Genomic DNA, 14,868 nt, shown 5'->3' with positions numbered 1-14,868 from the left:
ATTCGGAAACAATAATCCGGGTGCGGGGATTCATGCCGATACGAGAGCCAAAGTTGCCTAAAATCAAACCTGTAGTGACAACTCCAATTACTCCAGAACCGCCCAAGTCTTCAATAATCAGGTAAGTACCATAAGCGGAAACTAGAGTTAAAGATTGTTCCACTAAGGGCAAATCAAAGCGCTGGGTAAGGTAGGAAATACCAAATCCGATAAAAGCTCCCACCGCTACACCGATGCCAACAACTGTAAATAACTGCAATAAAATTGGCTGGAATTCCAATTCTACAGTTCCCAAAGATAAGGCCACCAAAAAACCAAAGGCAACTACAGCCATGCCATCATTGAACAAGCTTTCGCCCTCCATTAAGGTGACAAGACGACTATCTACGCCCAGTTCACGAAACAAAGCGGTGACAGAAACAGGGTCAGTTGCAGATAGACTGGCTGCAATGAGTAAAGCTGTAGTTAGAGAAATACCAACGAGTTGATTGAGAGCGATCGCTACCCCTGCGATCGCAATTACCACCCCGAACACTGCATACAGGCAAATGGGCACTAAATCCCGCTTCAGCTCTGCCCATTTCAAATTCCAGGCGGCTTCAAATAGCAGTGGTGGTAAAAAAATGAACAAAATTAATTCCGGGGAAAGGGTTACTAAACGGACATCGACAAACGCCAAACCTAACCCGACAATCACCAGTAGCAAGGTGTAAGGTATATTGCGAAACCAGCTAAATATCTGCGGTAGTGTCGCCACACCTAGAGACACCGAAAGCACCAACAGAAATTGCTTGAGATTGTTTGTAATAACTTCCTCGGCGATCGCTGATTCAAGCACCATAAGTAAATTCCTGGTATAGCTTTGCATTTATCCTCATCTGACTATTTTCAGATGACACCAGTTCAATGTAAGACTTTAATTAGCAGAGAATGAAGATTTTACAGTTAACCGAGCATTCAGGAGGAAGGTCTTGGGTAATAACATTCGAGACCGCTTTAAAAATTTCCGCCGCCGGGGTTCGCAGCCGGAACAACTCCAACAGCTACAAACAGACTTGCTGGCAGAATCAGCCTTAGACTCAGCTTACATAATTTTGATTATTAGCTCCTGTGCGATCGCTACTTTAGGTTTATTGTCTAACAGTGCGGCCGTGATTATTGGCGCGATGATTATTGCCCCCCTGATGTTGCCGATTCGGGGGTTAGCTTTTGGTGCTTTACAAGCAGATATTACTTTGTTTCGCAAGGGTGTAATTTCTGTAGCATTGGGCACTATCCTAGCTGTGGCGATCGCCTTTACTCTGGGTTTGCTGGTAGGATTGCCGAGCTATGGTAGTGAAGTACTGGCTCGTTCAAGACCAACGCTATTAGATTTGGGAATTGCGGTAGCGGCTGGTGGTATCAGTGGCTACGCCAAAATTGAGACGAAAATCTCTGGTAGTTTAGCAGGAACTGCGATCGCTGTTGCCCTCATGCCTCCTATCTGCGTGATTGGCTTAGGCTTGGCACAAGGAAATTGGTCACTCAGTTTCGGGGCAACTCTACTTTATCTCACCAACTTGCTAGGTATTGCCCTCTCCTGTATGGTGACATTTTTAGTAGCAGGTTACACTTCAATGGCGCGGGCCCGTCAACCCCTAATTTGGACTATGGCTTTGACGGCTATTTTGATAATTCCCTTGGGTGTCAGCTTTGCTCGACTTGTACGACAGGCGCAACTGGAAACCAGCTTGCGACGGGCATTATTGAATCGAACTGTCACCTTTGGGCGATTGCAGTTGCTTAACAGTAATACCAATTGGTTGACAAATCCCCCAGAAGTCCGTTTGAGCGTCCGAGCAAGGGAACCTGTTACACCTCGGCAAGTAGAGTTATTAGAAGAATTTATCGAACGAGAGATGGGGCAACCATTCACTCTAATTTTTGAAGTTGGTCAAGTAGAAGAAATTCGCCGTTCCGAACCCACACCTTGAAGTTGCTAATGTAGCATCAGAAAGTCAAGATAACTTTTCAGAACCTAATAGTGGATGTAACTCAATTAGTCAAAGTTTCAATTATTCTCTTGCTCCTTGCTACAGGTGTAGCTTTGCTGTCCCGACGGTTGCGAATCCCTTATGTTACGGGTTTAGTATTAGCAGGTTTACCAATCACTGAGCTATTATCTCGTCCGATTGGTTTAAATCCAACTTTGGTTTTGAATCTTTTCTTGCCAATTCTCATCTTTGAAGCTGGCATTAATACAGATGTCAGCCGTCTACGCAGCACCTTTAAACCAATTGCCCTGCTAGCTGGCCCTGGAGCTTTGCTTTCCAGTGCGATTATTGCCCTCCTGTTAAAATTTGGGCTGGGACTGAGTTGGATACCTGCCTTATTTGTCGGAGTAATTCTGGCAAACACTGATACAGTTTCCATGATTGCCGTCTTCAAGGAAATACCAGTACCTTCACGGCTTTCTACCATTGTTGAAGGAGAAACTTTATTTAATGATGCAGCGGCTCTAGTTTCATTCAACCTAATTTTACAAGTATATTCCACAGGTTCACTCACCTTCGTAGAGGGAATCCAACAACTGCTATTTATCTCTCTAGGAGGCTGCCTGGTAGGATTAATTTTGGGCTACTTGAGCATACCTGTATTCTCCCGTTTAGATGATCCCCTTAGCAGCTTGTTATTGACAGTTGCAGTTGCATTAGGAACTTTTCAGGTTGGGCAATTTTTCGGTGTATCGGGTGCTGTGGCTGTAGTTGTCGCGGGATTGATTTTCGGGAATTTAGGGCTTTCTCACAATACTTCTGCTTCTAGTCGCATCACTTTATTGAGTTTTTGGGAATATGCCAGTTTTACTGTCAACACCTTTATTTTTCTGCTGATAGGTGTAGAAATAAATTTGGTAACACTCTGGAGAACTTTACCTGCAATTATATTTGCAGTTTTAGCTTATCAAATTGGGCGAGTTCTGACAGTCTATCCGTTGCTAGCAGGGATTCGTTTGATTGACCGCCCAATCCCGTTGCGCTGGCAACATTTACTCTTTTTAGGTAACATCAAAGGCTCGCTCTCGATGGCTTTGGCGTTGAGTTTACCTGTAACACTACCAGGGCGAGATGTCTTCATCGCTTTAGTTTTTGGTAGTGTGCTGGTGTCGTTAGTTGGACAGGGTTTAAGTTTGCCTTGGGTGGTAAAACGCTTACAATTATCTAATTTTTCCGAAGCTCAACAACAAGTTGAAGAATTGCAAGCCCAGTTGATGACTGGTAAGGCAGCACAAGATGAATTAGATAGTTTGTTGAAATCAGGGGTATTACCAAAAGCTGTTTATGAAGAGATGCGTTCAACTTATCAAGTGCGGATTGCCAGTGCAGAAAAGACACTGCGGGAACTTTATAATCGTCGCCCTGATGAGGTAGAAGGTAGAAGTGGCAACAGTAAACTTGAAGCCATTCGCCGCCGTTTACTGCTGGCAGAAAAAGGAGCGCTGAATGAGGCAATGCGGAAGCGAATTCTCTCGGAAGAAATTGTGCGCGGGCGGATACAAACTCTTGATGAACAATTGTTGAAGTTAGATGATGATTAGGAACTGGGGATTGGGGACTATGGACCAATACGGTTCACTTAAGGCTAGCACTCTTTGTCAAAGTCGTTTTTTTTTACGAACCACAGAGGCGCAGAGGACACAGAGAGAAGAAAGAGAAGGAAAAATTGCTTAACTGAACTGTATTGGACTATGGACTGTGGACTGGGGATAGTCTGGGCTTTGTCGATGAACCTTTTAGCTTCGTCGATGAACCTTTGAGCTTCGTCGATGAACCTTTTAGCTTCGTGAGTGAACCTTTGAGCTTCGTCGATGAACCTTTGAGCTTCGTCGATGAACCTTTGAGCTTCGTGAGTGAACCTTTGAGCTTCGTGAGTGAACCTTTGAGCTTCGTCGATGAACCTTTGAGCTTCGTCGATGAACCTTTGAGCTTCGTCGATGAACCTTTGAGCTTCGTCGATGAACCTTTGAGCTTCGTGAGTGAACCTTTGAGCTTCGTCGATGAACCTTTGAGCTTCGTGAGTGAACCTCTGAGCTTTTGCTGATTGATTAAAATCTGCTGCCTCCTGCTAAACATTAAGCCAGAGACTCAATGAGTGCATTCCCATGCAGAGTATGGGAACGAGGAAAAACTTAATTACGAATTCCGTTAGCGTAGCGGTAGCGAGGAACGAGCGTCATTACGAATTACGAATTACGAAGGCGATCGCTTATCGTTATTTTGATTTTTAATGACCCTACCAGGACTGATAAAAGAAATTCCTTGTTGAAAGTCAGTACCAATCATAACTGCTTCCACTATCGGTTCGGATATTTCTGTTTGGGCTACCCATTCTACAATAAAGTTTGCACCTAAACCTCCAGTGGTGTCATTTCTATTTATAAAAAAATCTGTAGAAGCTAGGGCATCAAGTTCAATAGGGCGCTCCAAATATTCTTTAACTAGTTTCCCTTCTGAGTTATGGTAGCGCACAGAAGTAATAACGATCGGATTGGTCAAATCTGTATTCCGAATACTTAGCGTAACTGCTAACTCGAAAATCTCCTGCCGATTGTGATGATAGATATGAGAGTAGACAGGAACATAAACAGTTTGACCGCTTGCTATCTTAAAATTCTTATCCAGTGTCACTATTTTTTGGGATGGGGTTGCTGGAATGGCATCGGGTTGTGACTTTGGTGGGATTTCGGGTGATTGACAAGATGCAAGAAAAATAATAGCGATCGCTAAATAAATATATCGATACAGCTTCATCAAAACTATTTACACCAATTTTTTTTATATGTGTAGCTAACCCCACTTAATAAAGAGTTTAGCTAGGAACTACGCTCAACATTTTTGTTCAATAAAATCAATAACTTGATGTAAACATCCTGGTTTAGTCACAATCAGTACAGTTGAATGAGGTTCCAGTATTGTACTGCCGTTAGGAATCATTAAATCTTCGTGGGGATGGGGTTGATAGCCAATAATTAGCGAACCACTAGGGAATCGGGAATCCTGAGCAATTTCGGCAACGCTACGACCAGCAACATAGCAATTGTTGGGGATGGAAAGTTTTAGTACCTCAATCTGTCCCTGCTCAAAATGCATCATTGATTCTACTTGCGGATATTCAATGGCATTCACCATTGTTGAAACTGATAGTTCAACAGTACTAATAACGTGGTTAGCTCCAGCGATACGTAACGGTTCAGCAAAATCGGGATGGCGCATTCGACTCAAAATATGGGTGACACCGTAGTGTTTTGCAAGAGTTACCATTGCCAAGTTTAAGGCATCACTTCTAAGAACAGCTGCCAAAGAATCGGCTTTGCGAATCCCCGCTTCTAACAATACTTCTGTACTTACAGCACTGCCTTCAAAAGCCATTGCTCCTAATTGTTCACGGGCATAGCGGCAAGCGATAGGGTCAATGTCAATTACGGCAACAGTATGTCCCAGTTCTACCAGTTTTTGCGCCAAACTTAAGCCCACTAAGCCTGCTCCACCAATTAGTACGTACATGTATGTTCTTGATGCTCTCTTCGACTTCCTATTCCACTTTACAAGTTAGCAAAGGAATGAAAATGTAGCTTGACGAGAGATACTTTCAACTTCTGGGAATGTCAAAAACGTGCCATTCCTGAATACCCCAACGCCTAAGAATAGGTTAGGCTTGACGGATATCGTCTTCTGTGCTTTCTATCGTCACTAAATAATCGCCTTGGAATACTCGGTCATTATAAAGTTGAGCGGCTTCTTCGGGAAGAAACCAACCCCGTAGTGCGCCAATAAGACCCCCAGCAGCTGCACTAGCTCCACTTCCTAAAAGGGTGGCTAAAACAGACTCTGCTGCTAGCGCTGGGCCAAAACCAGGAATAAGCAAAATACCCAAACCCGTAACCAAAGTAAGTAAACCTCCCGCCCTAGCGCCTGCTAATCCACCCGCCTTAGCGCCTTCAGCAGGAGCAATAGTACTTTCACTCGTATCGGAACTGTCAAATTGCTCATTGAGCTTGGGTTTATTAGTGATTACAGAAATTTTATTCATCGGAAAGCCACTACTTCTGAGTTCGTCGAGCGCCTGTAGTGCAATTTTGCGGTTGTGAAATATACCAATAGCGTGTTGAAGTTGTCCAGAAGCCATTTTGCCTCCTAAAAAGCATTGATGAATCTGCAAAGCTTTTGCTGGTGATTGATTTGTCTACACAGTATTACAAACAAATATGACCAGAAAGTGATAGTACTTGTAAGCAGTTAGGTTTATTCGTAGCGATTGAATTGGTATTTTTCGAGTAACTCCTTAACTTGAGCGGCCACCAAAGGATGTGGATCTTTTTGTAACTGGGGTAAGATTTGCAAAAGGACGCGATGTGAAACCATATTTAAGTATGCGATCGCAGCTTCTCTAACAAAGCCGGTTGGATGACGCAAACTCACTAAAATCTCAGAACTTGTCAGTCTGATGCGAGTCACTTGAGCAAAATGAAAACAGCAAGCTAAACACCAGTCAGAAAGGAAGTTACCTAACATCAGCAATCTGTGGAGGCGATCGCTAACTAACATATTCTCATATTCTACGATCTTCGCTTCTACCAAATGTTGTAATTTCTCTGCCTGCGGTCGGTTATCTAAAATATTCAGCAATAAAGACTTTGAAGACAAAGTTATGGTATGCTCTAATATTTCTAACCCTCGTGCTAAGTTTACCACTGAGAGCGATCGCAGATTAAATGCTGCTGCCTGCATTTTTTCTGGCGAGTAAAGCAGTTTCAGTAGCAGTAGCAGCCGCTCTTTGACATCCAATTCCAATTCTAAAAGGGCGCGTTGCAATAACTCAGAGACAATCACAATCCTCTCACTAGATTGCTGATTTTCTTTTCCGTCTAGTGTTTTCAAGTCTATATATGCGGCGTAAATCTCGCCTAAAAACTTTAATTCCTGCTTAATTAAATTTTCTACCCGACTTTCATAAAATCGATCCACTAAACCTTTAATTCCTGGTTGTTTGTGTATTTTTAGTAAGCTGCGAAGAATATGATCTCTAGTTGTACCCCAAGATGTCTCCAAGTTTTCCCATAAAGTTTCCAATGCTTCCTGAGTAGCAATTTGAGCAATGGTACGCCAAGCGTACATTCGCACTACTTCTGGTTTGTAAATATTGGTAGCTAACCGCAACAGCATCTCTATAGCTTCATTCTCTAGTCGCACTAGAGCTGACATTGCTGTAGTGCGGGTTGATTTGTAATAAAGTGCTGCTATCAGTGCCGAATAGTACTCTTCTAAATGGGTTGCTGCAATCATTTCCAATACGGCACAGCGCACCCGTAAAGACTCGTCTTGTAACAAATTCGGGATGTGAATCCGCAACGCCTGCAAATAAACTGCTTCTCTAAGCGCTCTAACTCCATTTACCCGTTCCCGTTCTTTCTTATGAGTCAACATCCGGCGCATGGTTTGGGTAGCTGCTACCTTTTGCATGGGCGTTCCCTGGCGTAAGACTAAAGCGGCGGCGGTAGCGCGGATGAGTGAGTTTTGCCGGGGGTTCAGGTATTCTTCTAAGATGCTTAAATTGGGATTTGGTTCAGCTAGCCAAATATAGCGCAGTGCTAGGGCGAAAACTTCGGGGTTAGTTTCTTGGGGTTGTTCTAGCAAAGGACGGATGGCGGATAGATAAACGGGATTTGCACCCGCTATCAGCATGACTTCCAAACTTTGGCGCTGCAAATCTGGGGTTAACTTGACTAACAGAGGTGCTAAAACTTCCGCAGCTCCAAGGGAATCAATTTGGGCTAAAAGTTCAATGCAAGAGCGTTTATCTGCTTCGCTGCCTTTTTCTCCCAAGGCTTTGACTACACCTTGCTTGAAGAATCGTAAGCCTACATTGGTTGCACTCAACTGGCCCCGTGCCACACTCAAGACTAACAGTTCAACATAGCGCGATCGCAATTCCCAAACTACTTTTAAACAGGTGCCAGTTATCAGCATTGTTTCTGCTACTAACACCCACTTTTGCAACGGTACGGGTATAAACTGCCCACAAAACAATATAGTTGCAAAAATTAGCACTCCTGTCAAACCTGTAGCGATCGCTTCGGCGGTTCCACCAGATAAAGTCTGCATCCGGCTGCGAATTGCCTCTGGAATCGGTTGGTACAGGATGGGGCCGCTGCTCATGACAAAGGTGTAGCGCAGAAGTTCATCGCAGAATTTGACAATTATCAGTCCCCAAAAAAAGCTTTGCGATTGGATGGCTGGAATTAAATGCAATAATACCAGCACTCCTGGTAGTGAAAAGCCGACAGTGATTGGTAAAAGTGTGGCTGTGAAAAATACCCCCATCCGTTCGATGAGTCGGCTGGAAATAAACCACTGCAACAACAACTCACACAGTCCCAACGTCCCACCAAAAAGACCTAAGAAGCTGGCGAGTTCTCGGTCGCCCAAATTGGATTGGAGTTCGCGCAGATATTGAAAATCTATTAACAACCCAATGACTTGTAACAGACCAACAAAAGCAAATAACTGGCAAACATAGCGCTTCAGAGGACTTTTAATAAAACGCTGTCGTGAAGCTTGTTCTTCAGTAACTAGTCTTTGTGGGGTTTCAGGAAAAGCCGCTCGATACTGATGAGTTAAATAGAATAAAATCCCCGATCCTAATAAAATTACTATACAGGCGATGAGGATGATCTTATTGAGCGTGGCATATTGCACTAGCCAAGGCAAACTAAAGCCACTGATCACATCTGCTACTAAAAGTCCACTGCTCACCAATGGGTAAGTCCGTTTAATTTCCCGAATATTAAATATTTGGTTGGCGACGATGGAAGTGTTGAGGTCATTGACCACATAAAGTGCATCTACCCACAGCCGCAGCAGAAATGCCGAAATAACTGCCAGGTATGAAACATGCGCTCCCCAACGTAATACAACTAATAATAGTAATGGCATCAACATGCAAGGTGCGATCGCTACAATCACCCGGCGCAAAGGAAAAATCTTTTGCAGCCAAGAGTATAAAAAAACTAGGGCTGCACTCATAGCGGCACTAGCAATATACATCCACGGCAGTAGTTGAGTTCCATATTCATCCAAAAACAGCGCCACGGTACTGTCCTCTGCCCACCGCAATCCTACACATACAGTCGTGTAGAAAAAGAACATGAGTTGAGTTCGTTCGCTCTCCTCTGGTCGGAGATTCACCCACTGTAGTAGTCGTAGCCGTGGTAAAGCAACTTTATTTGCAGCCAACCAGTGATTTTTCAGTTCCATGCAGTTTTATTTTTCTGGTAGTATCACCGCGTAATGGGGAGCGGGGGCAGGGGAGCAGGGGAAGAAAATATTTCCTTATCTCCCTCATCTCCCTCATCTCCCTCATCTCCCTTATCTCCCTCATCTCCCTCATCTCCTGGAAATAGCAAAAGTCCTGAGCAACTGAGTATTATGTTTCCCATTCAGCCTTCAGGACTATCGATTTTAGATAAATTTAAACAACCTCACAGCTTTGGGCGCATGTTGCATCGAAACGAAACATCAAAAAATCCCCTGACTTTTATTTAGCCAGGGGATTTTTAAACTTGGTCTATTAATAGAGTTAGAGGATTATTTTTTAGGCGAGATGAGCATCATCATGTTTCGCCCTTCTTTTTTAGGCGCTTGTTGAAGCTCACCATAAGGCTCCAAATCGGTTGCCATTCGCTTGAGCAAATCTTCTGCTAGGTCGCTGTGTTGAATTTCTCGACCCCGGAACATCACAGTAGCTTTGACTTTATCGCCATCTTTCAAAAAGCGCTCTGCTTGCTTAACACGCACGTTGTAATCGTGTTCTTCTATTTTGTAGCGCATCTTAACTTCTTTGACATCAGCCGTGTGCTGCTTTTTCCGGGCTTCCCGCGCCTTTTTCTCCTGCTCAAACTTGTATTTCCCGTAGTCCATAATCCGACAAACTGGCGGGTCAGCTTTGTCACTTATTAGCACCAAATCTAACTCTTTCTCTTCTGCTAGTTCTAGTGCTTCCTGTGGGAGCATAATTCCCAGTTGGGCACCATCAGTATCAATTACCCGAATTTTCGGGTAGCGAATTCGTTCGTTAATTTGGGGCAGATCGCGAGTTCTTTTCTTCTCAATCACAGGCATTATGATTTGTGGGAGCTCTTAATGAAGGATTTGGTGTGGTCTTTAATTGGTATGCCTCAGAGGCAAAATACGGAAATAACTCAGGACTGAAAACATAGTCTACAGTTCTAGAGTAACTAATCCATAAAATAGTTGCCTCCTTGTATTTGTCATTCTACTAAGTGTTTGAGAATTTCTTTGCAATAGTTAATCTAAATTACACAACTAGACTCATGTTAAATCTTATTACAATTATTTAGCAATACTTTTTGCGATGGCGTAACCGCCCACCGTAGGTGATCGCATGGAGCAACATCATATCTCCAGAATACCAAGCTCACAGATGCAGGACATCTAGCAAAACTAATGTAACATATTACCTTACATCCAGTCAGCCTAGTAGTATTTATAGTCAAAAAGCACTGATCAATTTACCGATATGGATGCGATCGCTATCTTTGATAAGTGTACAACGCTCAACCAAAGGCAGAGACATGAGGTCAATGTGTACTGCATCTAAGCGCCATATACAAGTTTTCACTTAGATGTATAGCGTTTCCTAATTACATGAGGTACATCTTAGCCCCCTCATCGCTTGCGGGGAGGGGGTTGAGGGTGGGGTTCTTGTACCTCACAAGGGCTGAGAACCGCTATAGCAGTAAGGGCACAGCATTGCTGTACCCCTACGAATGGTCTATATTACATTTAACGATCGCTTCAAGCAAACCGAAAATTCTCCGAAATATTGTTCTGAAATGGTGTAACTAGCTTTATTCTTGTGATCAAAGATATTTAAGCCATACAAGATAAATATATTACTAGCTTTATGTCAATAGATTTACGAGCATTTTTTCAGGCAAGTGACCCCAGTCGAACTCTGTTCGTCAACAATCTGTCAGATGTGAAATACTACATTGACTTTTCCTCGGTGCGAGGTGAGGAGTCAGGAGTCAGAATTGAATTCTCTAAATTGGAGATTTAGTGGTGCAACAATATTTTTGTTACAGGGAAACTGTCACGCTGACCGACATCCCGCCCAGAACTAAAGTTCAAGGCTGATAGCTGAAGTCCACTCAAGTGGACTGAATTGATCGTTTATACCATTTCTGTATGAAGATGCGCTAAACCATATTTAAGTACAAGAAAGATAAACGTAGACGCGTTCGCAAAGCGTCTTCAAGAGTTGCGGCTTGCCGCAGGCTATCGCAAAGGACGCGTTCGCGCAGCGTCTCGTTGGCGCAGCCTCTCGTAGAGAAGAGAAGGACACAAAGAAAGAAAGAAGTTAAAAGGGATTGGGGCAGCCTCACAAAAAAATGGTATTAGTCCACTTGAGTGGACTTCAGCTATGAGACTCGGAATTCATTCCGAGGCGGGATAGAAATGCAGTGCGAGATATATGAATAAAGATATGCCTGCGGCAAGACTTTTGTATACACCGCAGCCTAATACCATTTCACTTTAATAATGATACAAATACCTTGGTAGGGGCATGGCAATGCCATGCACTTACGATAAATCTATATATATCAGGATTTTCGTGAATTGGTATAAGAGGGGAGAGGCTTTGAACTTTACTCCCATTCCTTTGTAAGGAAGGAGCTGTTCTTGTTAGGTTTCGCTTGGTTTTTCCCCATAACGTGAAAAATCAAAGTTTTATAATAGTATTTCCACGCTGATGAATTAAAGGAGACTGTGACCACTACACTACACTGGCAAGAACGGGTTGGTAATCAAAGGGATTGGGTATGGCGCGGCTGGCAAACTCGCTACACTTACATTCGCCCTCGCCAAAATCACCACAAGGCAAAACCCCTGATATTGCTACATGGCTTTGGCGCTTCCATTGGTCATTGGCGACATAATTTAGAAGTGTTGGCTGAGCATCACACAGTTTATGCCATCGATATGCTGGGTTTTGGCGCTTCTGAAAAAGCCGCAGCTAATTACAGCATCGAACTCTGGGTTGAGCAGGTTTACGATTTCTGGAAAACATTTATCCGGGAACCAGCGATTTTGGTGGGCAATTCTAACGGTTCACTGATTTCGATGGCCGCCGCCGCCACTCACCCCGATATGGTGCTGGGTATGGTGATGATGAGTTTACCCGACCCTTCACTAGAACAAGAAGCAATTTTGCCTGTGCTGCAACCGCTTGTCAGAGCAATTAAAAATATTGTCGCTTCGCCGTTGATTCTTAAACCTGTATTTAACTTCGTGCGCCGTCCTGGGGTGCTGCGTCGCTGGGCAAGTCTGGCCTACGCTAACCCAGAGGCAATTACCGATGAACTCATAGAAATTTTAGCAGGGCCTCCCCAAGATAGAGGTTCCGCGAGAGCTTTCAGTGCTTTGTTCAAAGCTACGCTCGGAATTAACTTTAGTCCCAGTGTCAAGAAAGTATTACCAACCTTAACAATTCCCATGTTGTTAATTTGGGGACAAAAGGATCGGTTTGTTCCCCCAGCCCTGGCTAGCCAATTCGCCCAGTACAACGAGAAGTTGGAAGTGCTGAATTTAGAAAATGTGGGTCATTGTCCCCATGATGAATGCCCTGAACAAGTCAACCAAGCTATTTTAGATTGGATTGAGAGGTGGGTTAGCGATCGCCAACCCTTGCTTACTTCCTAAATATTATGCAATGGGTGCGATCGCGCCAACCAATACCTTTACCACTATTGAATTTTAAATTGCTTAACACCTAGCCAATCGTAGCTTGGTTAGTGTCAACATCTGTAGCCCCATTAACAGAACGAGCTACAGAAACCATCTTGTTGAGAATTTCTTGACTGGGAACTTTACCTTTCAACACCACAGTGCTACCAGTCTGAGCAACCCAAAGGGTATTAACGTCATCGAGTTGGGGGTCTTGATCAAATGCCAACGCTACCCGCTTTGCCAACCCACTTTGATCGTATTCGCCGCTTAATCCCACACGTTCTGGGGGTATTGATTGAGTAGCAGTAGACGCAACGTTAGTATTAGGAGCTTGCGCTATTGACTGTGCAGTAGGATTTACTTGTGCATTTTGAGGTTTTTCCATCCCAAATAGTCTTTTTAACCAACCCATAAAAACTTTTCTCCTATTAGAGCCTCATTTAAGTCTGAGTATAAAAGCCTCACAAAAATGCCGCATCTACCAATGAAAAGAGATACATTCAATGAAATTCCTCCTTGCAGGATGATTTCTAGCCAATTATTTATCTCTAGAGAATGTAATGAGTGCAGCTATTGAGTTTACAATAAAAGGTCGCACTGACAATTAGTGCAGTAGTACACCACGACAGAAGTCAACATACATTTTACAAAATGTCAAGAGTTTGCAACTCAAGGAATTTTGATTGAATGAGTGAATTCTGCAAAGCGGTACTAGAGTCTGCGTTCCTCAAATCCTGTGCTAGCCTCTGTTGGCGAAGATGAAACATACCCTTTCAGTTCTCGTAGAAGATGAGGCGGGTGTTCTTTCCCGCATTTCTGGTTTATTCGCGCGTCGCGGCTTTAATATTGAAAGCCTTGCTGTTGGCCCTGCTGAACAAGGAGGAGTCTCTCGAATTACGATGGTTATCCCTGGTGACGATCGCGTTATCGAGCAACTCACCAAGCAACTGTATAAGTTAGTCAATGTCCTTAAGGTACAGGATATTACCGAAACTCCTTGCGTAGAGCGGGAATTGATGCTTTTGAAGGTGAATGCTAGTACCAGCAATCGCTCAGAAGTGATCGAACTGTCTCAGATTTTCCGGGCGCGAGTCGTGGACGTGGCAGAAGATTCTCTCACTTTAGAAGTTGTGGGAGATCCAGGTAAAATGGTAGCGATCGTGCAGGTGTTGCAAAAATTTGGTTTGAAAGAAATCGCCCGCACTGGCAAAATTGCCCTGACTCGCGAATCGGGTGTGAATACCGAATTACTCAAGTCTTTGGAAGCAAAAGTTTAGTTGGGAACATAAGAACCCCACCCCCAACCCCCTCCCCGCTTTTCGAGAGGGGGCTATGATGTACTTAATTAACTTGCAACTGCAACCGACTTTTTGCGACTGGGACGCTTGCGATTTGATTTTTTCTTCAGTCCAATGGCTTGAGCTTGATCGCTATCTGAGCCATATTGTCCGCGCACAACTTCTTTCATGGCTAATACAGCATTGTGAAATTCCCATTCTGCCAATCGAGCAGCATCGACAGCAGCACGGTATAAAGCTAGTTTCTCTGTTTCAGCCTGTTGCTCTGCCAACATAGCCTGATAAGCTTGCTGTATGTTTGCAACAGAGGCATTAGAACGGGTTGTATCGTAGGTGCTGACAGTTTGCAAACCGTGGAATGAGGTAACATCTTGACTAATGGCTTGAAGACGCAAACGACGTGTTGTATCTTGGTTAGGCATACATGCATACGTGGTAAACTATATATTTAATGTGCCCAATAAAACGCAAAAAATAACAGTAAGGTGAAAGTTTTAAATAAACTGTAAAGCTCTTAAATTTACCCTTGGATGGATATGGGGATGGGGAAAAGGATTTGAAGCTTTTCCCCAAATTTAACCTAATCGCGTAATTCCCCTTCCTCAGCCAAAGGCAGGGAGGGGATGTAAGCGAGTCAAAAACGAAACGCCCTATTGCTGAATTTTACCATAGGTAAAACAAGCAATGGGGCAGTTGAGTTTTTGACAATTCTTCTCTACAAGATAGGCATCGCGTTAGCTTTTTGGTTCCTGTTGAGATTGTATATATTCTTGGGGTAGTTCATA

General features: G+C 43.6%; 15 protein-coding genes. 6 read left to right on the top strand and 9 right to left on the bottom strand.

Annotation, left to right across the window (positions count from 1 at the left end):
* The coding region (locus tag LC586_RS19880; RefSeq protein WP_229486440.1) for a cation:proton antiporter at positions 1-841 on the bottom strand (841 nt) is incomplete at its 3' end.
* Positions 842-971: 130 nt separating this feature from the next.
* Here LC586_RS19880 and LC586_RS19875 point away from each other — a divergent pair.
* The 3 genes from LC586_RS19875 (at position 972) to LC586_RS19865 (ending at position 4,077) form a co-directional block, all read left to right on the top strand.
* Positions 972-1,973 carry a DUF389 domain-containing protein gene (locus LC586_RS19875; protein ID WP_229486439.1) on the top strand — a complete coding sequence of 334 codons (1,002 nt, stop codon included), beginning with the start codon at positions 972-974 and terminating at the stop codon, positions 1,971-1,973.
* 50 nt (positions 1,974-2,023) lie between these two features.
* Positions 2,024-3,574 (top strand): cation:proton antiporter, encoded by a 1,551-nt coding sequence (locus LC586_RS19870; RefSeq protein ID WP_229486438.1) that lies wholly within the window; start codon positions 2,024-2,026, stop codon positions 3,572-3,574.
* 143 nt (positions 3,575-3,717) lie between these two features.
* Complete coding sequence (locus tag LC586_RS19865) at positions 3,718-4,077, top strand: hypothetical protein (RefSeq protein WP_229486437.1); 360 nt, start codon at positions 3,718-3,720, stop codon at positions 4,075-4,077.
* A gap of 149 nt (positions 4,078-4,226) precedes the next feature.
* Here the strand turns inward: LC586_RS19865 and LC586_RS19860 are convergent, their stop codons facing one another.
* From LC586_RS19860 to LC586_RS19845, 4 genes are all read right to left on the bottom strand, one after another.
* Complete coding sequence (locus LC586_RS19860) at positions 4,227-4,787, bottom strand: DUF3124 domain-containing protein (protein ID WP_229486436.1); 561 nt, start codon at positions 4,785-4,787, stop codon at positions 4,227-4,229.
* 75 nt (positions 4,788-4,862) lie between these two features.
* Complete coding sequence (locus LC586_RS19855; protein ID WP_229486435.1) at positions 4,863-5,540, bottom strand: potassium channel family protein; 678 nt, start codon at positions 5,538-5,540, stop codon at positions 4,863-4,865.
* Positions 5,541-5,685: 145 nt separating this feature from the next.
* On the bottom strand, positions 5,686-6,195 hold the full coding sequence (locus LC586_RS19850) for a hypothetical protein (protein WP_306423271.1): 510 nt from the start codon (positions 6,193-6,195) through the stop codon (positions 5,686-5,688).
* Between the two features lie 83 nt (positions 6,196-6,278).
* Complete coding sequence (locus LC586_RS19845; protein WP_229486434.1) at positions 6,279-9,290, bottom strand: MFS transporter; 3,012 nt, start codon at positions 9,288-9,290, stop codon at positions 6,279-6,281.
* Positions 9,291-9,323: 33 nt separating this feature from the next.
* Here LC586_RS19845 and LC586_RS19840 point away from each other — a divergent pair, with 33 nt between their 5' ends.
* Complete coding sequence (locus tag LC586_RS19840; protein WP_229486433.1) at positions 9,324-9,578, top strand: hypothetical protein; 255 nt, start codon at positions 9,324-9,326, stop codon at positions 9,576-9,578.
* Positions 9,579-9,620: 42 nt separating this feature from the next.
* Here the strand turns inward: LC586_RS19840 and infC are convergent, their stop codons facing one another.
* On the bottom strand, positions 9,621-10,154 hold the full coding sequence (gene infC / locus LC586_RS19835) for a translation initiation factor IF-3 (RefSeq protein WP_229486432.1): 534 nt from the start codon (positions 10,152-10,154) through the stop codon (positions 9,621-9,623).
* 391 nt (positions 10,155-10,545) lie between these two features.
* Complete coding sequence (locus LC586_RS40725) at positions 10,546-10,674, bottom strand: hypothetical protein (RefSeq protein ID WP_267921701.1); 129 nt, start codon at positions 10,672-10,674, stop codon at positions 10,546-10,548.
* Positions 10,675-11,825: 1,151 nt separating this feature from the next.
* Between LC586_RS40725 and LC586_RS19830 the strand changes: the two genes are divergently transcribed.
* Entirely contained in the window at positions 11,826-12,758 is a 933-nt protein-coding gene (locus tag LC586_RS19830) for an alpha/beta fold hydrolase (protein WP_229486431.1), read from the top strand.
* Between the two features lie 70 nt (positions 12,759-12,828).
* Here the strand turns inward: LC586_RS19830 and LC586_RS19825 are convergent, their stop codons facing one another.
* Positions 12,829-13,197, bottom strand: coding sequence for a BON domain-containing protein (locus tag LC586_RS19825; protein WP_229486430.1), 369 nt, complete (start codon positions 13,195-13,197; stop codon positions 12,829-12,831).
* 346 nt (positions 13,198-13,543) lie between these two features.
* Here LC586_RS19825 and ilvN point away from each other — a divergent pair, with 346 nt between their 5' ends.
* Positions 13,544-14,062, top strand: coding sequence for an acetolactate synthase small subunit (gene ilvN, locus LC586_RS19820; RefSeq protein WP_100898492.1), 519 nt, complete (start codon positions 13,544-13,546; stop codon positions 14,060-14,062).
* 68 nt (positions 14,063-14,130) lie between these two features.
* Here ilvN and LC586_RS19815 read toward each other — a convergent pair whose 3' ends face one another.
* Complete coding sequence (locus LC586_RS19815) at positions 14,131-14,505, bottom strand: hypothetical protein (protein WP_229486429.1); 375 nt, start codon at positions 14,503-14,505, stop codon at positions 14,131-14,133.
* Between the last annotated feature and the right edge of the window lie 363 nt (positions 14,506-14,868).

The sequence above is a fragment of the Nostoc favosum CHAB5714 genome (assembly GCF_020829495.1).
In the GTDB taxonomy this organism is placed as follows: Bacteria; Cyanobacteriota; Cyanobacteriia; order Cyanobacteriales; family Nostocaceae; genus Nostoc; species Nostoc favosum.
Note: the sequence above shows the minus strand (reverse complement) of the source record. Positions and strands in the feature narration are given on the sequence as shown.